The sequence below is a fragment of the Pseudomonas sp. SMV7 genome, assembly GCF_052041995.1.
Lineage (GTDB): Bacteria > Pseudomonadota > Gammaproteobacteria > Pseudomonadales > Pseudomonadaceae > Aquipseudomonas.
Genome location: NZ_JBKGGT010000005.1, coordinates 125507 through 146833 on the forward strand (window position 1 = coordinate 125507; position 21327 = coordinate 146833).

A 21327-nucleotide genomic window follows, 5' to 3' on the forward strand; every position below is an offset into this window, starting at 1 on the left:
TGCGCCCCGCGCTGCGGGTATAGACTTTGCAGATTGTTCACCAAAGGCCCCCCTGCGGTCCTGCGACCGCCCGCGAGCATGAAACCACCGATCCAGTTGCCCCTGGGTGTGCGCCTGCGCGATGACGCCACCTTCATCAACTACTATCCGGGCGCCAATGCTGCGGCATTGGGCTACGTCGAGCGGCTATGCGAAGCCGACGCCGGCTGGACCGAAAGCCTTATCTACCTGTGGGGCAAGCAGGGTGTTGGCCGTAGCCACTTGCTGCAGGCTGCCACCCACCGTTTCCAGCAGCGCGGCGAGCCTGCCGTGTACCTGCCGCTGGCGCAATTGCTCGACCGTGGCGTCGAACTGCTGGATTACCTGGCCCAGTACGAGCTGGTGTGCATCGACGACCTGCACGTGATTGCCGGCAAGGCCGACTGGGAAGAGGCCATGTTCCACCTGTTCAACCGCCTGCGTGACAGTGGCCGGCGGCTGTTGCTGGCGGCCTCGGCGTCGCCGCGCGAGCTGCCGATCAAGCTGCCGGACCTGAAATCGCGGCTGACCCTGGCCCTGGTGTTCCAGATGCGTGGCCTGTCCGACGAAGACAAGCTGCGCGCCCTGCAATTGCGTGCTTCGCGCCGTGGTCTGCATCTGACTGACGAAGTCGGTCATTTCATCCTTACCCGCGGTGCACGCAGCATGAGTGCCCTGTTCGACTTGCTCGAACGCCTCGACCAGGCCTCGTTGCAGGCACAGCGCAAGCTGACCATCCCGTTCCTCAAGGAAACCCTCGGCTGGTAAGTGCCGAAAACGCTGGGCCAGAGCGGCAAAACAAAAAAGTCACATCTTTTTCGATAAAATTTGCAAATGGCCATGATAGAGGGCATAGTTTCACCCTTCTAAAGGATTACAGACACGGTCGTGCCCATGCTGAAGCGCTTCGCACCCCTCGTGCCACTCGCACTCGTGACCCTGCTGATTGGCTGCGCGGCCCATGGCCCGGCTTCCCATTCCGAGCAACAGCCCCAGGATCACAGCCCGATCGCCGCAGAATCGGCGTTCAAGGCCAAAGCCTCATCCTCGTCGGTATTCGGCGAGCCGGAAGAACTGGCCACAGAAGATGACCTGGCTGCTTTCTCCAGCAGCAAGCCTTACCAGTTGCCAGCCTTGGCTGACAGCATTCTCGAGCGTGGCATGTCGCTGATCGGCACCCGCTACCGCTTCGGCGGCACCTCGGAGAAGTCCGGCTTCGACTGCAGTGGTTTCATCGGCTACCTGTTCCGCGAAGAGGCGGGCGTGACCCTGCCGCGTTCGACGCGTGAAATGATCAACGTCGATGCCCCGAAAGTGGCCCGCAACAAGCTCAAGCCGGGCGACCTGCTGTTCTTCAGCACCAACGGCCGCGGCCGCGTCAGCCACGCCGGCATCTACCTGGGTGACAACCAGTTCATCCACTCCAGCAGCCGCCGCAGCGGTGGCGTGCGCATCGACAGCCTCGGTGACAGCTACTGGAGCAAGACCTTCATCGAAGCCAAGCGTGCCTTGGCCATGGCGCCGACCAATATCGCGCGCAACTGATGGCAAAATGATGTACCCTGCCGCGGCGGCGATGCTTTGAAAAAAGCTCGCCGCCGTGCGCATTTATAGAAAGCGTCTAATCTAAATTCTCAACTCTTTTCGGCTGCGGCCCCGCGACCTCAGACAGGATGTTCTGGCCATGGTAAGAATGGCGCGCTTCGCATTGATCTCCCTGGCAGCCTTGCTGGCTGCCTGCTCCAGCCGCGCGCCTGCGCCGGCCCCTGTGGTACAGCCACAGGTCACCTACAGCCAGCCCAGCCCATCGCCAATCGCCGACGACGTGTTGATGCGTGCCATCGGCCTGGTGGGCACGCCTTATCGCTGGGGCGGCAATACCCCGGATTCCGGCTTCGACTGCAGTGGCTTGATCAAGTATGTCTACCGGGATGCGGCTGGCATCAGCTTGCCGCGTTCGACGCGGGAGATGATTGTCATGCGGGCGCCGACCGTCGATGCCGGGTCGCTGCAGTCCGGTGACCTGGTGTTCTTTGCCACCGGCGGTGGTTCGCAGGTCAGCCATGCCGGCATCTATGTCGGGGAAGGGCGCTTCGTGCATGCACCTTCCACAGGCGGCACGGTGCGCCTGGACTACCTGTCCAACAGCTACTGGGCCAAGGCCTACCTGCAGGCCAAGCGGGTGATCCCTTCAGGGCACCTGGCGCAGAATCCGTGAATGCCAGCCTGGCGCGGACCCTGTGGGGGCGCGCCAGGTGCCGGCGCTGGTTCACACCTGGCAGGGCTCATCGGGCTTATCCGCCAGATCATAGATACAGCCAGCGAGGATGGTCCAGCCCGCTGGTGAATTCGTTCACCTGAGTGCCGGTTGCTGCCTTGGGCTTGGCGTTTTCACGCCAGCCTCGAGAGGTCAATGAAGCTCGCCGGGTTTCCGGCACCCTTCTAGCAGCTATTGCCATGCATTATTTCTGAGCGCGCTGGTCCAGGCAGCGTGGATAGCCCAATTGCGCATGCGACAAGGCACCTGTGGTTTTGCCGGGATTGTTCATCCGGTGGCTTACTCATGTACCACTGTCCGAAGCCATTGCCAAGCCAGAATGCCGGCCATTGGAATGCCGTCTGGAGTGGACTATGAACGAAATCGAAGCTAAAGCCCGTCACAGCCTCGAGGTAGTGAGCACCGCAACTCCCCTGGTGCGACTGGCCGATGAAGTGCTGCGCGATTACCCTGATCCGTATCTGCTGGCAAGCAGACACGCCGAGCAAATCGTTTTCAAGCACACCGGCAGACGTATCGACCCGAGGTTCGTCTGGTGGCATCAGTTCAACAGCGAGAGCACCAGCCACCGCAGTTTTACGGGCTGGCAGCACAGCGGGCCGCCACAGAAGTCGCTGTTGCTTACCGAACTGGTTGTCGAGCGCTTCGATGCCTACTATCAGGATGCCGTTGACGAACTGGACATGCGCGGCGGTTTTTATTGGCAAGGTCCGCACGCCCCTGTCTACGACGAGCACAATGAAATTCGCATGCTTGGCAGCGCAGTGCAGCAGGACTTGTGGGAGTTGAATTTCGCCACGCTCTATCGCGAAGAGGTAGAGCGCTTCTGGCAGGCCCATGCAGCAAACTTTCGCGTACTGTCCAAAGCCAGCCTGCTTGGTGAAGGAAGGCGCGCCCTGGACGAAGGGCGTATCTCGCATGCTGATTGGCAACGCTTGCGCGACCTGATTGTCGGTGCCGTGGCGGATGATGTCCTGCTCTCACTCGACAGGTTTCGTCAGGATAGTGGCAGCCATCCATTCACGGTCAACCGCTACGCCTTCGGCGCAGGAGGCAGTGGCTGCCTGTTCACGCTGCAAGCGCAGGGAGGTCGAGTATTGGCCTACCTGCCTTGGTACAGTGAGGCGCTCAGGGCATTCGACTCCGAGTTGGCCATGGCCCGCTGGTTCGTCGCACAATTGCAAACGCCACAGGCGCTGGACAGCTTCGTTACCGCGGCACACAGCAACCCGCACGATGTTGCCGGACATCGTCTTGCCAGGGTGCATCTGAAAGGTATTGCCGACAGCCGCTCGGATGATGCGGCACTGGTCGCGCTCAAATTGTTTGAACGCCGGCTCAATGTCGACCTCGTTACCCACCTGACCGAGCAGGCGCGTGCCGAGATGCACCGCAATGCGCAACTGATGCGTGACAATGCCAGCCTGCGCAAAGGCATGCTCAGCGGCTATCTATCGGCCTTTCTGGGGGGCTTCGGAGGTTTAGTCGTTCTGGGTTGGCCGCTGTCGCTGATGATGCTGGGAGCAAGTGTTGCCAAGGTGGCACTGGATGTCGATGTGGCGCTGCATGCGACCGATGAGCGAACGCGCAAGAGCGCATTGCGCTCCGCGGTTCTGGAGAGCCTGTTTGCAAGCCTCAACTTGTTGGATGTGGCTATCCAGTCCAACCTGGTGTCCATGACACGCCAGGCGCTGCCCCATGAGGCGGACGTGGCACTGCAGGATTGGCAGGTGAGTGCCAGTGCCATGCTTTCTGTGGAAGGGCGGGAGACCAACGCGCTGCTTGACGGTGAGGTGGGCTTGAATGGGCGCCTGCGTGGCATACGCATCACAGATGATGGCAAATACTGGATTACCATGAACGGCCTCAACTACCGGGTCCGTTACAGCAATGAGCTCGCTGTGTGGCTGGTGGTGCCCGCTGAAAACCCCTATGCGTTCGGCCCCCTCAGTCCCGTGCGTTTGAGCGCGGCTGGCGAATGGGAACTGTTGGTGCCTCCGCAGTTGCTCGGCGGAAGTCCGCCGGCCGTGGAGGGAATGGCCACTACCTCCTCGCCGTTCTGGGATACTTACACGGCCTTGGATGACAGGTCCAGTACACAGCTGGCCGAGCGAGCCCTGGAACGCCAGAAAGCATTGCTGGAGAAATGGCCGGTGGCCGAGCTGCCGCGCGGGACGGCGCCGGAGGTGGACGAACGCGGGCTCGATTGCGTTAAGGTTGGCGACCGGACTCATTATTCCTATCGCTACGGCCACGAGTACTTCAATGCGCTGGTCGAGTGGTACACCAGCAACGAGTCGACTGTAAATGATGTATTTCGTGCCGGGCGTTATGAATACGGCGATGAAGACAACTATCTCAACGATCTGGCCGATAGCCTGGGCCTTTTGCCGAAAAGTAACGAGGTCACCTTGTACCGCGGCGGGCATCGCTCGCGTGGCACGGGTGGCGAATACTACCGAAACGGCCACGTGCGAGTCGGTGATGTGTTGGTCAATACTGACCTCACTTCGTTTACCGAGAACCCCTACAAAGTCACCGAGTTTGCCTGCCTGCCTTTCGCCCAGGCGCCGGGCGGTTTGCCTGGGCTGTTCGATGACAGTTCGGTGGTGTTCGAGTTGACGGCTGGGCGTTATCAAGGGGCAACGCCGATCAGCGCGTTTTCCATTTATTGGAAGGAGGGGGAGACGCTGTTCCTGCCGGGCAACTATTTTCGTATCGAAGGGGTGGAGCAGGTGTATGGCGAGCATTACCGCTTTATCAAGGTGATGCTTGGGCAGACCAGCAAGCCTGCCTCCGGGGCGGTGTACGACCTGCGCACGGGGCTGCCGTTCAATGAGGTTGCCTACCGGACGCAGTTTCGTACGCCTGCGTTGGTCGAACGTTTCTTCCCAGCTTGACGGCAGGCCGGTCCGATTGCAGTTCTTTGGAGCTGGGGTGCTGACCGGCCTTCCATGAGCTGATGAGCAGCGCCCCGGCCTTCAGCTGGCTGGGGTAGGCCACCTGATGGGCGAGGGCGGTTGTTTGCTGCAGGGCGGCCGCCATGTCCAGCCTGTGCGGCGGCAAAGCGCCCCGCTTCGATTGACGCTCCCGGTGCAACCCTCTAACCTTCGCGCGTGTTTCAGGTGTCCTGCCAGCGCTGTCTGGGCAGGGTGAAACTGGGAAGCCGGTGGGCGCCAGCAAGGTGCGATTCCGGCGCTGCCCCCGCAACGGTAGGTGAGACGCGGCCGCGCAGGGCCACTGGGTGCCGGCACCCGGGAAGGCGCGCAGGCTCGGGCAAAGGCCCGCTCACAAGCCCGGAGACCGGCCTGATACTGCCAACGGCATCACGGAGGGTGATGCGCGGTGCACCGTGGCTCGCGGCCATGGCCCCTGCGCGTTCTCCGTTTGCCTGCCTATTACCTGGCGTCGCGCGTTGCCGCGGCGCCAGCCAGCGGAGAACCCTGATGAGCGAGTCCACCGAACGCGACGAACGCCACCTGGCGCGCATGCAGCGCAAGAAAGCGATCATCGACGAACGTATCGCCAATTCCCCCAACGAGTGCGGCCTGCTGCTGGTGCTGACCGGCAATGGCAAGGGCAAGAGCAGCTCGGCCTTTGGCATGCTCGCGCGCGCCCTGGGGCATGGCATGCAGTGCGGTGTGGTGCAGTTCATCAAGGGCCGCAACAGTACCGGCGAAGAGCTGTTCTTCCGTCGCTTCCCGGAGCAGGTGCGCTACCACGTGATGGGCGAGGGCTTTACCTGGGAAACCCAGGACCGCCAGCGCGACATTGCCGCCGCCGAAGCGGCCTGGGCCGTGTCGCGCCAGTTGCTGCAGGACCCTGGCGTACAGTTCGTGGTCCTGGATGAGCTGAACATCGCCCTCAAGCATGGCTACCTCGACCTTGACCAGGTGCTGGCCGATATCCAGGCGCGCCCGCCGATGCAGCATGTGATCGTCACTGGCCGCGCCGCCAAGCCTGAAATGATCGAGCTGGCCGACACCGTGACCGAGATGGGCATGCTCAAGCATGCGTTCCAGGCCGGTATCCGTGCACAGAAGGGCGTCGAACTGTGAGCCAGCCGCGTCATTGCCCTGCCGTATTGATTGCGGCACCGGCCTCCGGCCAGGGCAAGACCACCGTTACCGCCGCCCTGGCCCGCCTGCACCGCAACCTCGGGCGCAAAGTGCGGGTGTTCAAGTGCGGGCCTGACTTTCTAGACCCGATGATCCTCGAACGGGCCAGTGGTGCGCCGGTGTACCAGCTCGACTTGTGGATGATCGGCGCCGAGGAAAGCCGCCGGTTGCTCTGGGACGCTGCCGGCGAGGCCGACCTGATCCTGATCGAAGGGGTGATGGGGCTGTTCGACGGTACCCCGTCCAGCGCCGACCTGGCCCGCCATTTCGGCGTACCGGTGCTGGCGGTGATCGATGGCACGGCCATGGCGCAGACCTTCGGTGCCCTGGCCCTGGGCCTGGCGCGCTACCAGCCCGACCTGCCGTTCGCCGGCGTGCTGGCCAACCGGGTGGGCAGCCTGCGCCATGCGCAACTGCTGGAAGGTAGCCTGACCGAAGGCCTGCGCTGGTATGGCGGTTTGTCCCGCGAGCGCGGCATCGAGCTGCCCAGCCGCCACCTGGGGCTGGTGCAGGCCAGCGAACTGAACGACCTGGATGCACGCCTGGACGCCGCCGCCGAGGCACTCGGTGCGAGCTGCGACGCTGCCTTGCCACCGCCGGTGGCGTTTGCCGAGCCTGTACCGGAAACCTGCGCCACGTCGCTGGCCGGTGTGCGTATCGGCGTGGCGCGGGACGAGGCGTTCGCCTTCATCTATGGCGCCAACCTTGACCTGTTGCGCACGCTTGGTGCGCACCTGGAGTTCTTCTCGCCATTGCACGACCGCGCATTGCCAGCGGTGGATAGCCTGTACCTGCCGGGTGGCTATCCTGAGCTGCACCACCACGCGCTCGCCGCCAATGCGCCGATGAACGAAGCGATCCGGGCTCATTACGCCCAGGGCAAGCCGTTGCTGGCCGAGTGCGGCGGCATGCTGTACCTGCTCGATGCCTTGACCGACGTGGCGGGCGCGCGGGCCGAGCTGCTCGGCCTGCTGCCAGGCGAGGCGACCATGCAAAAGCGCCTGGCAGCCCTGGCGTTGCAGGCCGTGGAGTTGCCGGAAGGTACCTTGCGCGGGCACACCTATCACCATTCGCTGACCACCACCGCGCTGGAGCCGATCGCCCGGGGCCTGAGCCCCAACGGCGGGCGTGGCAACGAAGCGGTGTACCGCCTGGGGCGGCTGACGGCTTCCTACGTGCACTTCTACTTTCCTTCCAACCCGGATGCTGTGGCGGCGTTGTTGCGACCATGAGCGAACATGCATACAGCGACGCCGAGCGCGCCGCGATCTACCGCGCCATCGGCGAGCGCCGGGACATGCGCCATTTCGCTGCTGGCGAGGTGGCGCCGGAGCTGCTCGGCCGCCTGCTGGCCGCTGCGCACCAGGCCCCCAGCGTAGGCCTGATGCAACCTTGGCGATTCATCCGTATCAGCCGGCGTGACCTGCGCGCGCAAATCCAGGCGTTGGTGGAAAGCGAACGGGTGCGAACCGCCGAGGCCCTGGGCGAACGCTCCGATGCCTTCATGAAACTGAAGGTGGAAGGAATCAACGACTGCGCCGAATTGCTGGTGGCCGCGCTGATGGACAACCGCGAAGCCCATATCTTCGGCCGCCGCACCCTGCCGGAAATGGACCTGGCCTCGCTGGCCTGCGCTATCCAGAACCTGTGGCTGGCGGCCCGTGGCGAAGGGCTGGGCATGGGCTGGGTGTCGCTGTTCGACCCGCAGGCCTTGGCTACGCTGCTGGGCATGCCGGCCGGAGCCAAGCCGGTGGCGGTACTGTGCCTGGGCCCGGTGACCGAGTTCTACCCGGCACCGATGCTGGTGCTGGAAAACTGGGCTGAGGAACGGCCCTTGAGCGAAATGCTGTTCGAGAACCAATGGGGAGAGCGCCAATGAGCGTGGCCTTGCTGACCGTGGCCGGGGTGGCCCTGGATGCCTTGCTGGGCGAACCGCAGCGGCGTCACCCGCTGGTGGCGTTTGGCAACATGGCCGGCAACCTGGAGCGCCGCCTGAATGCCGGCGGGCGCGGCTGGCGCAGCCACGGTGTAAGCGCGTGGTTCCTGGCGGTGGTCCCGTTGACCCTGGTGGCCCTTGTCCTGTCCTGGTTGCCGTACATCGGCTGGCTGGTCGACGTGCTGGCGCTGTACTGCGCCGTCGGCCTGCGCAGCCTGGGCGAGCACGTGCTGCCGGTCGCCAATGCCTTGCGCCAGGGCGATCTGGAGGAAGCGCGACGTCGCGTGGGTTTCCTGGTCAGCCGCGAGACCCGCGAGCTGGACGAGCCCGCCGTGGCCCGCGCGGCCACCGAATCGGTGCTGGAAAACGGCAGTGATGCAGTGTTCGCCGCACTGTTCTGGTTCGTCGTGGCCGGCGCGCCGGGCGTGGTGCTGTATCGCCTGAGCAACACGCTCGACGCCATGTGGGGCTATCGCAACGAACGTTTCGAACGCTTCGGCTGGTGCGCGGCGCGTGTCGACGACGTGCTCAACTATATCCCCGCCAGACTGGTGGCGCTGACCTATGCATTGCTGGGCAAGACCCGCCTGGCCCTGGCCTGCTGGCGCCAGCAAGGCCCGCTGTGGGACAGCCCCAACGCCGGCCCGGTGATGGCCGCCGGTGCGGGCGCGCTGGGGGTGGAACTGGGGGGCGCGGCGGTGTACCACGGTGAGCTGCATGAGCGACCGCGCCTGGGGCAAGGGCCAATGGCCGATGCCGAGGCCATCGAGCGTGGCTGGGGCCTGGTGCAGCGCGGTGTGTGGCTGTGGCTGCTGGTGATCTGCCTGGGGGCTTATATTGATGCTTGAACATGGGGGCCGCCTGCTGCGTGCGGTGCAGCAATATGGTATCGCCCGGGAACAGTGGCTGGACCTGTCCAGCGGCATTGCGCCGTGGTCTTTTCCGATTCCGCCGATTCCGCTGGAGGCCTGGGCTCGCCTGCCGGAAACCGAGGACGGCCTGGAGCAGGCTGCACGCACATATTACGGTGCCCGCCAATTGCTGCCGGTGGCCGGTTCGCAGGCCGCGATCCAGGCCCTGCCGTTGCTCCGCACAGCGTGCCGTGTGGGCGTGCTCGCACCGTGCTATGCCGAGCACCCGTACGCCTGGCAGCGGGCTGGGCACCAGTTGCTGGAGCTGGACGAAACCATGGTCGAGGCGACGCTGGACAGCCTCGACGTGCTGCTGCTGGTCAACCCGAACAACCCAACCGGCCACCGGGTGTCGCCTGAACGCCTGCTGGCGTGGCACGCGCGCCTGGCCGCCCGCGGTGGCTGGCTGCTGGTCGACGAAGCGTTCATGGACAACACCCCGGCCGACAGCGTGATCGGCCATGCCGAGCGCCCGGGCCTTGTCGTGCTGCGCTCGTTCGGCAAGTTCTTCGGCCTGGCCGGCGTGCGCCTGGGCTTCGTCGCTGCCGAGCGCAGCCTGCTGCTGCGCCTGGCCGAGTTGCTCGGCCCGTGGACCGTCAACGGCCCGACCCGGGTACTGGCCCAGGCCAGCCTGGCCGACCCTGCCCGCCAACGCATGCAGGCTGAGCGCTGCGCCGCTGCCAGCCAGCGGCTGGCCGTGCTGCTGGACCGCGCCGGCCTGACGCCCAGCGGCGGTTGCGAGCTGTTCCAGTACGTGCGCTGCGAGCATGCTGCGCAACTGCATGATTTTCTCGCCCGCCGTGGCATCCTGGTACGCCTGTTCGAACAGCCGCCGGCGCTACGCCTGGGGCTGCCTGCCTGTGAAGCAGATGAACTGCGCCTGGCCCAGGCCCTGGCCGCCTATCAGAAGGAAACGGCATGACCACCCTCATGGTGCAAGGCACCACCTCCGACGCGGGCAAGAGCACGCTGGTGACTGCGCTGTGCCGCTGGCTGTTGCGCCAGGGTGTCGGCGTGGTGCCGTTCAAGCCGCAGAACATGGCGCTGAACAGCGCGGTGACTGCCGATGGCGGCGAAATCGGCCGGGCCCAGGCGGTACAGGCCCAGGCCTGCCGGCTGGAACCGCACACCGACATGAACCCGGTGCTGCTCAAGCCCAACAGCGATACCGGCGCCCAGGTGATCATTCACGGTCGCGCGGTCACCAGCATGAACGCGGTGGCCTATCACGACTACAAGGCCATCGCCATGCAGGCGGTGCTGGCGTCGCACCAACGCCTGAGCGCTGCCTGGCCGGTGGTGATGGTCGAGGGCGCGGGTTCGCCGGCGGAAATCAACCTGCGTGCCGGCGACATTGCCAACATGGGCTTTGCCGAAGCGGTGGACTGCCCGGTGATCCTGGTCGCCGACATCAACCGCGGCGGCGTGTTCGCCCACCTGGTGGGCACGCTGGAGTTGCTGTCGCCCAGCGAGCAGGCGCGGGTCAAGGGCTTCGTCATCAACCGCTTCCGGGGCGACATCGCCTTGCTGCAGCCCGGGCTGGACTGGCTGGAACAGCGCACCGGCAAACCGGTGTTGGGTGTACTGCCCTATGTCAGCGACCTGCACCTGGAAGCCGAGGACGGCATCGATGCACGCCAGGGAGCCAAGGCCGGGCGCGTGCTCAAGGTAATCGTCCCGGTACTGCCACGCATCAGCAACCACACCGACTTCGACCCGCTGCGCCTGCACCCGCAGGTCGACCTGCAGTTCATCGGCCCGGGCCAGCCGATCCCGGCTGCCGACCTGATCATCCTGCCGGGCTCGAAAAGCGTGCGCGGCGACCTGGCGCAGCTGCGTGAACGCGGCTGGGACAAGGCCATCGCGCGGCACCTGCGCTATGGAGGCAAGCTGATCGGAATCTGCGGCGGCCTGCAGATGCTTGGCCGCGAAGTGCATGACCCGCTCGGTCTCGAAGGCGCTGCCGGCTCGAGCCCCGGGCTTGGCCTGTTCGACTACGCCACGGTGCTCGAAGCCGACAAGCAGCTGCGCAACGTTACCGGCACGCTGACGCTTGAAGCCGTCCCGGTTGCCGGTTATGAAATTCACGCCGGCGTCACCAGCGGGCCGGCACTGGAGCGGCCTGCCGTGGCGCTTGCCGATGGCCGTTGCGATGGTGCACTCAGTGCCGATGGCCAAGTGCTTGCCACCTACCTGCACGGGCTGTTCGAAAGCAGTCAATCGTGCGCTGCGCTGCTGCGCTGGGCTGGCCTGGAGGACGTGCAGAGCATCGATTACCAGGCCCTGCGCGAACGCGACATCGAGCGCCTCGCCGACCTGGTGGACAAGCACCTGGACACCGCGCGCCTGCGCCAGCTTTGTGGGGTCGCCTGACATGCACAACCTGATCCTCGGCGGTGCCCGCTCCGGCAAGAGCCGCCTGGCCGAACAGCTGGCCAGCGCCAGTGGCCTGCCGGTGACCTACATCGCCACCAGCCAGCCGCTGGACGGTGAAATGAATGCCCGCGTGCAGTTGCACCGTCAGCGTCGCCCGGCCGACTGGGGCCTGATCGAAGAGCCCCTGGCTTTGGCCGCCGTGCTGCGCGCTGAAGCGGCCGAAGGGCGCTGCCTGCTGGTGGATTGCCTGACGCTGTGGCTGACCAACCTGCTGCTGCTCGAAGACGACCAGCGCCTGGCCGAGGAGCGTGATGCGCTACTGGCCTGCCTGGAGCAATTGCCGGGTACGGTGATCCTGGTCAGTAACGAGACCGGCCTGGGCGTCGTGCCCATGGGCGAGCTGACCCGGCGCTATGTCGACCTGGCCGGCGGGTTGCACCAGGCCGTCGCCGAACGCTGCCAGCGCGTGGTGCTGACCGTGGCCGGCCTGCCCCTAATGCTCAAAGGACCTGCACTATGACTCAAGCCTGGTGGCGTGACGCCTGCCAACCCCTCGACAATGCCGCCATGGAGCAGGCCCGCGCCCGTCAGCAGCAGTTGACCAAACCCGCCGGTTCACTCGGCCAGCTGGAAGGCCTGGCCATCCAGCTGGCTGGCCTGCAGGGGCGTGAGAAGCCAAGCCTGGACCAGCTTGCCATCAGCCTGTTTGCCGGCGACCACGGCGTAGTCGAAGAGGGCATCTCGGCCTACCCGCAAGCGGTGACCGGGCAGATGCTGCGCAACTTCGTCAACGGCGGCGCGGCAATCAGCGTGCTGGCGCGCCAGCTTCAGGCCAGCCTGGAGGTGGTCGACCTGGGTACCATCGACCCGCATCTGCAGCTGCCTGGCGTGCGCCATCTGCGCCTGGGCGCCGGCACGGCCAACTTCGCCCGCCAGCCGGCGATGACCGATGAGCAGTTGCACGCGGCACTGCAGGCCGGTCGCGACAGCGCCCTGCGCGCTGCCGAACAGGGCGCACGACTGTTCATTGGTGGCGAGATGGGCATTGGCAACACCACCGCCGCCGCAGCCCTGGCCAGCGTGCTGCTGGGCTGCCCGGCGATCGAGCTGAGCGGGCCGGGCACCGGCCTGGATGACGCCGGGGTGCGGCACAAGGCCGAGGTCATCGAGCGGGCGCTGCGCCTGCACGGCCTGCGCGCCGAAGCGCCATTGCAGGCGCTGGGTTGTGTAGGCGGCTTCGAGATCGCCGCGTTGGCGGGGGCCTACCTGGGCTGTGCGCAGGCGGGTATCGCGGTGCTGGTGGACGGTTTCATCTGCAGCGTCGCCGCGCTGCTGGCGGTGCGCCTGAACCCGCAGTGCCGGGCCTGGCTGCTGTTCGCCCACCAGGGTGCGGAGCCTGGGCACAAGGCGGTGCTGGCGGCCTTGCAGGCCGAACCGTTGCTGGCTCTGGGCCTGCGCCTGGGCGAAGGCAGTGGTGCGGCCCTGGCGGTGCCGTTGTTGCGCCTGGCCTGTGCCCTGCACGGGCAGATGGCGACCTTTGCCGAAGCCGCCGTGGCAGACCGCCCGGCATGATCCTCGACCTGCTGCGCCATGGTGAAACAGAACACGGCGGCTTGCGTGGCAGCCTCGACGATGCCCTGACCGACAAGGGCTGGGCGCAGATGCGCAGTGCCGTGGCCGAAGCCGGCCCGTGGCAGGTGCTGGTCAGTTCGCCGCTGCACCGTTGTGCGCGTTTTGCCGATGAGCTGGGTGCACGCTTGAACCTGCCGGTGCAGCTTGAACCGGCCCTGCAGGAGCTGCATTTCGGTGACTGGGAAGGCCGCAGCGCGGCGCAGATCATGGAACACCAGGCGGATGCACTGGGGCGCTTCTGGGCAGACCCGTACGGGTTTACCCCGCCCAATGGCGAGCCGGTCGCGGCATTTGCCGAGCGTGTCTTGGCGGCTGTCGAGCGGCTGAGCCACCAGCATGCCAGCAAGCGTGTGTTGCTCATCACCCATGGCGGCGTGATGCGGCTGTTGCTGGCCCGTGCCCGTGGCTTGCCAAGGGCCCAGCTGCTGCAGGTAGAGGTTGGCCACGCTGCATTGATGCGGCTGCTGCCGGGTGATGACGGCCACTGGATCGAAGGGCGCTGAAATGTTGCCGTTCTGGATTGCCTTGCAGTTTCTCAGCAGCTTGCCGGTGCGCCTGCCGGGCATGCCGGCACCACGCGAGATGGGGCGCTCGTTGCTGTGCTACCCGCTGGTGGGGTTGCTGTTCGGCCTGTTGCTATGGCTGGCCAGCCATTGCCTGCAGGGGACCCCGGCGCCACTGCATGCAGCGTTGCTGCTGGCGTTGTGGGTGCTGCTCAGCGGTGCCTTGCACCTGGATGGGCTGGCGGACAGTGCCGACGCTTGGCTGGGCGGTTTCGGCGACCGCGAGCGCACCCTGCAGATCATGAAAGATCCGCGCAGCGGGCCGATTGCCGTGGTCACCTTGATCCTAGTGCTGTTGCTGAAGTTCTGTGCCTTGTGGGTGCTGGTCGGGCAGGGTGCCGGGGCGCAGTTGCTGCTGGCACCACTGATCGGGCGGGCGGCGATGCTCGGGCTGTTCCTGAGTACACCCTACGTGCGCCCGGGCGGTCTGGGACAGGCGCTGGCCGAGCATCTGCCCCGTGCTGCGGCCGGCTGGGTGCTGCTGGCTTGTGCGCTGTTCTGCCTGGCCCTGGGTGGGTGGGTCGTGGTGCTGGCGCTGGCCGTGTTCGGCTGGTTGCGGCGACTGATGTGTCGGCGCCTCGGTGGAACCACCGGCGATACCGCAGGGGCGCTGCTGGAGCTGCTCGAACTGGCCGTAGTGCTGGGACTGGCGTTGGGCCTTTAGTTAGCCTGTAAGACCTTTCCGTAGGGCCATTTCTGCGGCGAATGTGGCGGTAACCTCCTGAAAAAGCTTGGCAAACGCCGCTATCGTTCGCTGGCGTATGCTCGACCCTCCGCCAACCATGCAAGGAGTGGTCGCATGCGTCACGTCATTCTTGGGATTGTGCTGTTGCTCGCCGGGTCTGTTGCCCCCGCAGCGGATCTCATTGCGTTCTGGAACACCCCGCGCCACGGTGGCAACAGCTTCAACCGGCTGCCCCCTGACCAAGCTTACTTCGATGCCTTGCGCGGCTATGGTGCGACCTGGGTGCGGCTGTCCTACGACAAGTGGCAACCGGCAAGACGAGACTTCCTGCTTGGCGATGCCGATGCCTATCAAGGCCTGCCGGCGGCTGACCTGGCCACCCTGCGCGCCACGCTCGACCGCGCCCACCAGGCCGGGCTCAAGGTGGTCATCGCACCGCTCTCGCTACCCGGCATGCGCTGGTCGCAAAACAACCAGGGCCGGTTCGACGACCGTCTCTGGCAGGACAAGCGCTACTGGTTGCAGGCTGCCGCCTTCTGGCGGGACCTGGCCCGCGAGCTGAAGGGCCATCCCGCCATCGCAGCCTACAACCTGATCAATGAACCCGCGCCGGAGAAGCACGGTGGCCTGGCCGAGCATGCCGACGCCGGGCAAATGCAGCAGTGGTACGCGCGGGCGCAGGGTACCGCGCGTGATTTGCCGGCGCTGTATCGACAATTGATAGCGGCCATTCGTGAGGAAGACGCCGAGACGCCAGTCATGCTCGATGCCGGTTGGTTTGCTGCCGCCGACGCCTTTGCCTACTGGCCAGCCCCGTTGGACGACCAGCGGGTGCTGTACAGCGTGCACATGTACGAGCCCTACGCAGTCACCAGTGCGCCGAACATGACGCGCAAGCTCCCCTTGGCTTACCCCGGGCTGGCTCCGTTCGCAGGGCGAACCCAGCAGTGGGATGGCCAGCGGGTGGCACGCTACCTGCGCCAACCGCTCGATTGGGCCGAAGCCATGAAGGTGCCGCGCGAGCGCCTGGTGGTGGCTGAGTTTGGCTGCATGCGCAGGTTGCCGGGGTGCCGGCAATACCTGGAAGACGTGCTCGGCGTGCTGGAGCGCAACCGCTTGCACTGGGCGTTCTACAGTTTTCGGGAAGACAACTGGGATGGCATGGACTACGAACTGGGTTCAGCCAAGGTGCCATGGCGCTACTGGCAGGCGATCGAACAGGGGGCAGCGGACCCGCTGCCGCGCAAGGCCACCGCAGAATTCGAACCGATCCGCAAGCGTTTGAACCCGGATTGAGTGCATCGGTACTCCACGAAATATCTTGCAACGCTCATTATGCGGGTATATACACGTATCCATGCTGACCAGTGAATGTATCTGTACCCATCTGCGTCGCGCCGCCCGCGGGGTGAGCCGACATTACGACGAAGCCCTCGCCGGCTTCGGCGTCAATGTTGCGCAGTTTTCCCTGTTGCGCCACCTGCAACGGCTCGACCGTCCCAGTATCACCACCTTGGCCGAGGCCATGGGCCTGGAGCGCAGTACCCTGGGCCGCAACCTGCGGGTGCTGGAGGCCGAAGGGCTGGTAGCCCTGGCTGACGGCGATGACCAGCGCAACCGCGTTGTGTTGTTGACCGATGCCGCCAAGCAACTACTACACGCGGCCCATCCGGCCTGGGAACGGGCCCAGGCCGAACTGGTGGAGCGCCTGGGGGCAGGGCAGCGGGATGAACTGGTGCGGCTGCTGGGCCTGCTGGCTTGAATTGATGCGGCTATAAGCGGGTATATACCCGCAAAAACCTTGCGATGTGCTGGAGATTACGACAATGACTTCGGTGTGGCGAACCAGCGGGTGGGTGTTGTTGGGTGCGGCGTTGATCCTGGCGCTGTCCCTGGGTGTGCGGCATGGCTTCGGCCTGTTCCTGGGGCCGATGAGCGCCGACTTCGGCTGGGGGCGTGGGGTGTTCGCCTTTGCCATTGCTCTGCAGAACCTGATCTGGGGCTTGGCACAGCCCTTTGCCGGTGCGCTGGCCGACCGCCTCGGCGCGGCGCGGGTGGTGATCATCGGTGGCATTCTCTACGCCGCCGGCCTGATCCTGATGGGCCTGGCCGACTCGGCCTGGTCGCTGTCGCTGAGTGCCGGCCTGCTGATCGGCATCGGCCTGTCCGGCACCTCGTTCTCGGTCATTCTCGGTGTCGTCGGGCGCGCCGTGCCGGCAGACAAGCGCAGCATGGCCATGGGTATTGCCAGTGCCGCCGGCTCGTTCGGCCAGTTCGCCATGCTGCCGGGTACCCTTGGCCTGATCCAGTGGCTGGGCTGGTCTGCGGCACTGCTGGTGCTGGGCCTGCTGGTTGCACTGATCGTGCCCTTCGTCGGCTTGCTGCGCGACCGCCCGTTGCCCAGCCATGGCACCGAACAGACCCTGGGCCAGGCCTTGCACGAAGCGTGTTCGCATACCGGCTTCTGGCTGCTGGCCCTGGGCTTCTTCGTCTGCGGTTTCCAGGTGGTGTTCATAGGTGTGCACCTGCCGGCCTACCTGGTAGACCAGCATCTGCCCGCAAGCACCGGGACCACGGTACTGGCGCTGGTCGGCCTGTTCAACATCGTCGGTACTTTCACCGCAGGCTGGCTCGGCGGGCGCATGTCCAAACCGCGCCTGCTGACCGGGCTGTACCTGCTGCGTGCGGTGGTCATCGTGCTGTTCCTGTGGGCGCCGGTAAGCGCGTTCAGCGCCTATCTGTTCGGCATCGCCATGGGCCTGTTGTGGCTTTCCACGGTGCCGCTTACCAACGGCACCGTGGCCACGCTTTTCGGTGTACGCAACCTGTCCATGCTTGGCGGTATCGTCTTCCTGTTCCACCAGCTGGGTGCGTTTCTCGGGGGCTGGCTGGGCGGGGTGGTGTATGACCGCACCGGCAGCTACGACCTGGTCTGGCAGATTTCCATCCTGCTCAGCCTGCTCGCCGCCGCCCTCAGCTGGCCCGTGCGCGAGCGCCCGGTCGCCCGCCTGCAGGCCCGGGCCGCATGAACCGCTATTTGGCCCGTGGGCTGTTGGCCGTTGCCGCGTTGCTGCTGCTGGCGTTGATCTGGTGGGGCTGGCACGAGGGCGGGATGGCGTTGATGCAACTGGGCATGAGTGTTTGTTAAGCGCTACCCTGCAAGCTCAAGGACTGTTTTGCAGGAGAAACGAACCATGCGTGCACGTTGCTTGACGGTACTGTTACTGGCCCTGCTTGGCAGCGCTTCGAGTTGGGCTGCCGATTGCCCGGCGTTGCTGCAGGGCAGCCTGCCAGAGCTGCGGGGCAAGGGGCAGGTCGACCTGTGCCAGCGTTTTGCCGGCAAGCCGCTGGTAGTGGTCAATACGGCCAGCTATTGCGGCTTCGCGCCGCAGTTCGAAGGCCTGGAGGCGACGTACAAGGCGTATCACCAGCAAGGCCTGGAAATGCTTGGCGTGCCCTCCAACGACTTCAAGCAGGAAGATGCCGATAGCGAGAAGACGGCCAAGGTCTGTTATGCCAACTATGGTGTCACCTTCACCATGACCAAGGCGCAGCCGGTGCGGGGCAAGGATGCGATTCCGCTGTTCGCCGAACTGGCCAGCCAGAGCAGTGCGCCGAAGTGGAATTTCTACAAGTATGTTGTCGACCGCAAGGGCAAGGTGATCGGCAATTTCTCCAGCCTGACCAAGCCGGATGATCCGGAATTCCGGGCGGCCATTGAGAAGGCGATCGCCTCGCAGCAGTAAGCGATTACTTGGGCTTTTGCTTGCCTCTGATTGAAAGCGAAAAGCCAAAAGCCAAAAGCCAAAAGCGCTGGTTTTTATAGCGTGCATAGTCCATTGGCGATGTCGACGCTGAGTCACCTTTTCGCCCTTACGGCGAGTCACTTTTTGTCAGACGCGACAAAAAGTAACCAAAAAACGCTGCGCTCCTATCATCCGGCCCCTACGCTGCGCTCCGGGGTTCCCTCACTCCGGCCTTGCTCCCGGGAGGACGCGCTGCAGGCCCCATCCATGGGGCCTCAGCGCTTGACGGGCATCCATGCCCGTCACCTCCCTCCGCAAGACCTGCGTTCGGCCTCCTGAAGTCGCGAAGATCAAGATCAAGATCAAGATCAAGATCAAGAGCAAGAGCAAGGTCCGTGGTGGGTTTGGGGGCTTCACTTTGCATGCACCGTAATCGCCACCAATCGCACCACCAACGGCCTGACCATCAATACGCAAACGAACGCCACCGGCATTGCCAATTGATAGGCCTTCAATACGTTACTCAGGTAATCCGGGGTTATTCCGGCATTCGCCGCGGTAATCACGAAGCACATCAACAGCGCCATGATCGACGACATGTAGAAGGCGAAAACGTAAGGCGTGGCACCTGGGTGCAATTTGCGTCGGCTGCGCGCCTGCGACAGGTTGCTCATGCGGACTCCTGAAAGGTTGGGGGAAAGGCGCAGGTTAGCAACGCACCTGGCAGCGACTGTAGACCAGCCGTAGTGAGTTCTTTATAAAGAGATTCTTACGAATCCAAGGGCCAAGCATGGACCTGCTCAACGCCATCCGCAGCTTCATCAAGGTGGTCGAAGCCGGCAGCATCGCCGCTGGCGCCCGCAACCTGGGCCTGAGCCCGGCCGCGGTCAGCCAGAACCTGGCACGCCTGGAAAGCCACCTTCAGGTGCGCCTGCTCAGCCGTACTACCCGTAGCATGGCGCTTACCCCCGCCGGAGCTCAATATTACGAGCGTGTCCGGCACGTCGAACGCGATCTGGCCCTGGCCGAGCAAGCCATTACTACCCCCGACAGTGAGCCCCAGGGACGTTTGTGCATTGCCTCGACTTCTGCCTTCGGCCGCCACGTGCTGGCGCCGCTGATACCCGCGTTCAGTGCCCGTTATCCGTTGCTGTCGATAGAACTGGTAACGACTGATCGCCGAGTCAACCATGCGCGGGAAGACGTGGATGTAAGCTTGCGCATTGCTCCACAGCTGGAAGACCAACTGCTGGCCCGGCACATTGCCCGTATACCGTTCATTTGTTGTGCCTCGCCCGGTTACCTGCGTAGCGCCGGCGTGCCGGCCACACCCGAAGCCTTGCGTGATCACCGTTGCCTGGTGTTCCGCTACCCCGTGGACGGGCGATTCCTGCGCTGGGGTTTCATGCGTGACGGGCTGCGTTTCGAGGCTGAGTTCGGTAGCGTATTGATCAGCGATGACATCGATGCCCTGACCCAGATGGCACTGCACGACGGTGGCATCACCCGCTTGGCCGAGTTCATCGTACGGCCGCACCTGGCCTCTGGCGCGCTGGTACCGTTGTTCGAATACCGCGACGGCGGCCAGGCCTATGCCCAGACCGAGCCGATGGATATCTACCTGTGCCTGGCCGACCGGTTTGCCGTGACCGCGAAAGTCCGCGTGTTCATGGACTACCTGCGCGAATGCCTGGGTGATAGCTGGCAATCGCAGGCATGAAAAAACCGCCACGCGGGCGGTTTTTCATGCATCGCGTATGAATCAGAAGCGGTAGGTGAGGGAAGCACCAATACCGTGGGCGCTGTTCTCGTACTTGGCCTGGTAGGTACCTTTCAACAGCTGTTGGGACGGCGAACCCGACACGTTGTTGACCTTGGTATCCTCTTCCCACAGGTACGAGTAGGCCACATCGATGGTCATGTCATCGTTCGGGCTCCAACCGGCACCAAAGCTGACCGCTTTACGATCGCCAGTCGGAATGCGTGGCGAGCGATCGTGGTTGTTGGTGGGCGACTGGTCGACCGAGAAGCCTGCACGCAAGGTCCACTCCTTGTTGACCTTGTACGCCGCGCCAATGGCGTGGGCCCAGGTGTCATGCCAGTTCTGCTCTTCGGTGATGGTCTGCAGCGGGTAACCCGCCGGTGCTTCGTTCTTCACAACGATGCTTTCCAGGCGGCTCCAGCGCGTCCAGGTGCTGCCTGCGTACAGTGTCCAGTGGTCATCCAGCTCATGAGTGATCGAGAAGTCCACCGACTCCGGCGTCTTGATCTTCAGGCTGGCGTCGAACTTGCCGTTCAGGCCAAGCTGAGGGATCGGATAGGAAACACGCGTATCGCCTTCAAGCTTGTAGTCGACCATCGAGTGATAGGTCAGACCCAGGCGAGTACGGTCTGTAGCTTGTACCAGAACACCGACGTTGTAACCGATGGCGGTGTCGTCGCCCTTGATCTTGATTTCGCCATCCGGGCCACCGGGCCCCAGGAGCGCTTTGCTGCTCAGGTTCGAGCCGAGCTCACCCTTGATGCGGTTGATGGTCGGGCCAAAACCGATCGACACTTTGTCGTTGAAGGCGTAGCTGATGGTTGGCTGGAAAGTGACGACCTCGACCTTGCTCTTCTTGCCCCAGTAACGTGCTGCGTCATCGCTGCCGTAGTCGGTGATCAAGCCATATGGCACATAAACGCCGAAGCCAACGCTCCAGTGATCATCAAGCGGCTTGACGTAGAAGCCCATGGGTACGCCCACGACCGGGACCATGTCGCCATCGGTTTCCCCCCCGAAATTGCTCCCACGGCCCGAAATATCAGTCTTGGCAATGACGGCTGCGCCACCCACGGTGACCTGTTCGCGCTTCAGGCGCGACATGCCGGCAGGGTTGCCGTACACCGTGCTGGCATCTTCGGCAGAAGAAGAACGCCCTGCGAAACCGGTTCCCATGCCGCTGATGCTTTGTTCGTTCAGCGCGAACCCGGCGGCGAGCAACTGGCTGGAAGCAAGAGCAACGGCAATGCCGAGGGAGGTTTTGAGCATTACTTTTTTCATTATTAGAAAACTCCTTGGGAT

22 protein-coding genes and 1 riboswitch are annotated in these 21327 nt (G+C 64.3%); of the genes, 20 read left to right on the forward strand and 2 right to left on the reverse strand.

What is annotated here, in order from left to right:
• The first annotated feature begins 78 nt into the window (after positions 1-78).
• From hda to ACLEJP_RS08510, 19 genes are all read left to right on the forward strand, one after another.
• On the forward strand, positions 79-786 hold the full coding sequence (hda, locus tag ACLEJP_RS08420) for a DnaA regulatory inactivator Hda (protein WP_003252443.1): 708 nt from the start codon (positions 79-81) through the stop codon (positions 784-786).
• A 126-nt stretch (positions 787-912) separates the two neighbouring features.
• Positions 913-1563, forward strand: a complete 651-nt coding sequence (locus tag ACLEJP_RS08425) for a C40 family peptidase (protein WP_440805485.1) — start codon at positions 913-915, stop codon at positions 1561-1563.
• Positions 1564-1702: 139 nt separating this feature from the next.
• Positions 1703-2236 carry a C40 family peptidase gene (locus ACLEJP_RS08430; RefSeq protein WP_225776684.1) on the forward strand — a complete coding sequence of 178 codons (534 nt, stop codon included), beginning with the start codon at positions 1703-1705 and terminating at the stop codon, positions 2234-2236.
• A gap of 413 nt (positions 2237-2649) precedes the next feature.
• Positions 2650-5196: a dermonecrotic toxin domain-containing protein gene (locus ACLEJP_RS08435; RefSeq protein WP_440805488.1), complete on the forward strand. Its 2547-nt coding sequence runs from the start codon at positions 2650-2652 to the stop codon at positions 5194-5196.
• Between the two features lie 206 nt (positions 5197-5402).
• A riboswitch (cobalamin riboswitch) is annotated at positions 5403-5622 on the forward strand.
• Positions 5623-5742: 120 nt separating this feature from the next.
• Positions 5743-6354, forward strand: a complete 612-nt coding sequence (gene cobO, locus ACLEJP_RS08440; protein WP_186679068.1) for a cob(I)yrinic acid a,c-diamide adenosyltransferase — start codon at positions 5743-5745, stop codon at positions 6352-6354.
• The gene (locus tag ACLEJP_RS08445; protein WP_440805491.1) at positions 6351-7646 is read left to right on the forward strand and encodes a cobyrinate a,c-diamide synthase; all 1296 of its coding nucleotides are present in this window, start codon (positions 6351-6353) and stop codon (positions 7644-7646) included. The genes cobO and ACLEJP_RS08445 overlap by 4 nt, the downstream gene beginning before the upstream one ends.
• The gene (gene bluB / locus ACLEJP_RS08450; protein ID WP_440805494.1) at positions 7643-8293 is read left to right on the forward strand and encodes a 5,6-dimethylbenzimidazole synthase; all 651 of its coding nucleotides are present in this window, start codon (positions 7643-7645) and stop codon (positions 8291-8293) included. The genes ACLEJP_RS08445 and bluB overlap by 4 nt, the downstream gene beginning before the upstream one ends.
• On the forward strand, positions 8290-9198 hold the full coding sequence (gene cbiB, locus ACLEJP_RS08455; RefSeq protein WP_225776688.1) for an adenosylcobinamide-phosphate synthase CbiB: 909 nt from the start codon (positions 8290-8292) through the stop codon (positions 9196-9198). Before bluB ends, cbiB begins: the two co-directional genes overlap by 4 nt.
• A complete protein-coding gene (cobD, locus tag ACLEJP_RS08460) occupies positions 9191-10183 on the forward strand; it encodes a threonine-phosphate decarboxylase CobD (RefSeq protein ID WP_440805497.1) in 993 nt (330 codons plus the stop codon). Before cbiB ends, cobD begins: the two co-directional genes overlap by 8 nt.
• The gene (locus ACLEJP_RS08465) at positions 10180-11634 is read left to right on the forward strand and encodes a cobyric acid synthase (protein WP_440805500.1); all 1455 of its coding nucleotides are present in this window, start codon (positions 10180-10182) and stop codon (positions 11632-11634) included. The genes cobD and ACLEJP_RS08465 overlap by 4 nt, the downstream gene beginning before the upstream one ends.
• A gap of 1 nt (position 11635) precedes the next feature.
• Positions 11636-12157, forward strand: coding sequence for a bifunctional adenosylcobinamide kinase/adenosylcobinamide-phosphate guanylyltransferase (gene cobU, locus ACLEJP_RS08470; protein ID WP_440805502.1), 522 nt, complete (start codon positions 11636-11638; stop codon positions 12155-12157).
• Positions 12154-13209: a nicotinate-nucleotide--dimethylbenzimidazole phosphoribosyltransferase gene (cobT, locus tag ACLEJP_RS08475; RefSeq protein ID WP_440805504.1), complete on the forward strand. Its 1056-nt coding sequence runs from the start codon at positions 12154-12156 to the stop codon at positions 13207-13209. Before cobU ends, cobT begins: the two co-directional genes overlap by 4 nt.
• Positions 13206-13772 carry an alpha-ribazole phosphatase family protein gene (cobC, locus tag ACLEJP_RS08480; RefSeq protein WP_440805505.1) on the forward strand — a complete coding sequence of 189 codons (567 nt, stop codon included), beginning with the start codon at positions 13206-13208 and terminating at the stop codon, positions 13770-13772. Before cobT ends, cobC begins: the two co-directional genes overlap by 4 nt.
• A 1-nt stretch (position 13773) precedes the next feature.
• Positions 13774-14496 (forward strand): adenosylcobinamide-GDP ribazoletransferase, encoded by a 723-nt coding sequence (locus ACLEJP_RS08485; RefSeq protein WP_440805507.1) that lies wholly within the window; start codon positions 13774-13776, stop codon positions 14494-14496.
• A gap of 201 nt (positions 14497-14697) precedes the next feature.
• The gene (locus ACLEJP_RS08490; protein ID WP_440805718.1) at positions 14698-15813 is read left to right on the forward strand and encodes a glycoside hydrolase family 5 protein; all 1116 of its coding nucleotides are present in this window, start codon (positions 14698-14700) and stop codon (positions 15811-15813) included.
• A gap of 61 nt (positions 15814-15874) precedes the next feature.
• On the forward strand, positions 15875-16279 hold the full coding sequence (locus tag ACLEJP_RS08495; protein ID WP_440805509.1) for a MarR family winged helix-turn-helix transcriptional regulator: 405 nt from the start codon (positions 15875-15877) through the stop codon (positions 16277-16279).
• A gap of 64 nt (positions 16280-16343) precedes the next feature.
• Positions 16344-17546 (forward strand): MFS transporter, encoded by a 1203-nt coding sequence (locus ACLEJP_RS08500; protein WP_440805511.1) that lies wholly within the window; start codon positions 16344-16346, stop codon positions 17544-17546.
• Positions 17543-17665 (forward strand): hypothetical protein, encoded by a 123-nt coding sequence (locus ACLEJP_RS08505; protein ID WP_440805513.1) that lies wholly within the window; start codon positions 17543-17545, stop codon positions 17663-17665. The genes ACLEJP_RS08500 and ACLEJP_RS08505 overlap by 4 nt, the downstream gene beginning before the upstream one ends.
• A 46-nt stretch (positions 17666-17711) precedes the next feature.
• Positions 17712-18263, forward strand: coding sequence for a glutathione peroxidase (locus tag ACLEJP_RS08510; RefSeq protein WP_440805515.1), 552 nt, complete (start codon positions 17712-17714; stop codon positions 18261-18263).
• Positions 18264-18676: 413 nt separating this feature from the next.
• Here ACLEJP_RS08510 and ACLEJP_RS08515 read toward each other — a convergent pair whose 3' ends face one another.
• On the reverse strand, positions 18677-18937 hold the full coding sequence (locus ACLEJP_RS08515; RefSeq protein WP_296233738.1) for a DUF2798 domain-containing protein: 261 nt from the start codon (positions 18935-18937) through the stop codon (positions 18677-18679).
• 116 nt (positions 18938-19053) lie between these two features.
• Here ACLEJP_RS08515 and ACLEJP_RS08520 point away from each other — a divergent pair, with 116 nt between their 5' ends.
• Positions 19054-19983: a LysR family transcriptional regulator gene (locus ACLEJP_RS08520; protein ID WP_440805517.1), complete on the forward strand. Its 930-nt coding sequence runs from the start codon at positions 19054-19056 to the stop codon at positions 19981-19983.
• Between the two features lie 42 nt (positions 19984-20025).
• Here ACLEJP_RS08520 and ACLEJP_RS08525 read toward each other — a convergent pair whose 3' ends face one another.
• The gene (locus ACLEJP_RS08525) at positions 20026-21306 is read right to left on the reverse strand and encodes an OmpP1/FadL family transporter (protein ID WP_440805518.1); all 1281 of its coding nucleotides are present in this window, start codon (positions 21304-21306) and stop codon (positions 20026-20028) included.
• Between the last annotated feature and the right edge of the window lie 21 nt (positions 21307-21327).

Bases quoted from the DNA above. Each gene is read 5' to 3' on its own strand.
- hda (WP_003252443.1), top strand. From the start codon at position 79: ATGAAACCACCGATCCAGTTGCCCCTGGGTGTGCGCCTGCGCGATGAC.
- ACLEJP_RS08425 (WP_440805485.1), top strand. From the start codon at position 913: ATGCTGAAGCGCTTCGCACCCCTCGTGCCACTCGCACTCGTGACCCTG.
- ACLEJP_RS08430 (WP_225776684.1), top strand. From the start codon at position 1,703: ATGGTAAGAATGGCGCGCTTCGCATTGATCTCCCTGGCAGCCTTGCTG.
- ACLEJP_RS08435 (WP_440805488.1), top strand. From the start codon at position 2,650: ATGAACGAAATCGAAGCTAAAGCCCGTCACAGCCTCGAGGTAGTGAGC.
- cobO (WP_186679068.1), top strand. From the start codon at position 5,743: ATGAGCGAGTCCACCGAACGCGACGAACGCCACCTGGCGCGCATGCAG.
- bluB (WP_440805494.1), top strand. From the start codon at position 7,643: ATGAGCGAACATGCATACAGCGACGCCGAGCGCGCCGCGATCTACCGC.
- cbiB (WP_225776688.1), top strand. From the start codon at position 8,290: ATGAGCGTGGCCTTGCTGACCGTGGCCGGGGTGGCCCTGGATGCCTTG.
- cobD (WP_440805497.1), top strand. From the start codon at position 9,191: ATGCTTGAACATGGGGGCCGCCTGCTGCGTGCGGTGCAGCAATATGGT.
- ACLEJP_RS08465 (WP_440805500.1), top strand. From the start codon at position 10,180: ATGACCACCCTCATGGTGCAAGGCACCACCTCCGACGCGGGCAAGAGC.
- cobU (WP_440805502.1), top strand. From the start codon at position 11,636: ATGCACAACCTGATCCTCGGCGGTGCCCGCTCCGGCAAGAGCCGCCTG.
- cobT (WP_440805504.1), top strand. From the start codon at position 12,154: ATGACTCAAGCCTGGTGGCGTGACGCCTGCCAACCCCTCGACAATGCC.
- cobC (WP_440805505.1), top strand. From the start codon at position 13,206: ATGATCCTCGACCTGCTGCGCCATGGTGAAACAGAACACGGCGGCTTG.
- ACLEJP_RS08485 (WP_440805507.1), top strand. From the start codon at position 13,774: ATGTTGCCGTTCTGGATTGCCTTGCAGTTTCTCAGCAGCTTGCCGGTG.
- ACLEJP_RS08495 (WP_440805509.1), top strand. From the start codon at position 15,875: ATGCTGACCAGTGAATGTATCTGTACCCATCTGCGTCGCGCCGCCCGC.
- ACLEJP_RS08500 (WP_440805511.1), top strand. From the start codon at position 16,344: ATGACTTCGGTGTGGCGAACCAGCGGGTGGGTGTTGTTGGGTGCGGCG.
- ACLEJP_RS08505 (WP_440805513.1), top strand. From the start codon at position 17,543: ATGAACCGCTATTTGGCCCGTGGGCTGTTGGCCGTTGCCGCGTTGCTG.
- ACLEJP_RS08510 (WP_440805515.1), top strand. From the start codon at position 17,712: ATGCGTGCACGTTGCTTGACGGTACTGTTACTGGCCCTGCTTGGCAGC.
- ACLEJP_RS08515 (WP_296233738.1), bottom strand. From the start codon at position 18,937: ATGAGCAACCTGTCGCAGGCGCGCAGCCGACGCAAATTGCACCCAGGT.
- ACLEJP_RS08520 (WP_440805517.1), top strand. From the start codon at position 19,054: ATGGACCTGCTCAACGCCATCCGCAGCTTCATCAAGGTGGTCGAAGCC.
- ACLEJP_RS08525 (WP_440805518.1), bottom strand. From the start codon at position 21,306: ATGAAAAAAGTAATGCTCAAAACCTCCCTCGGCATTGCCGTTGCTCTT.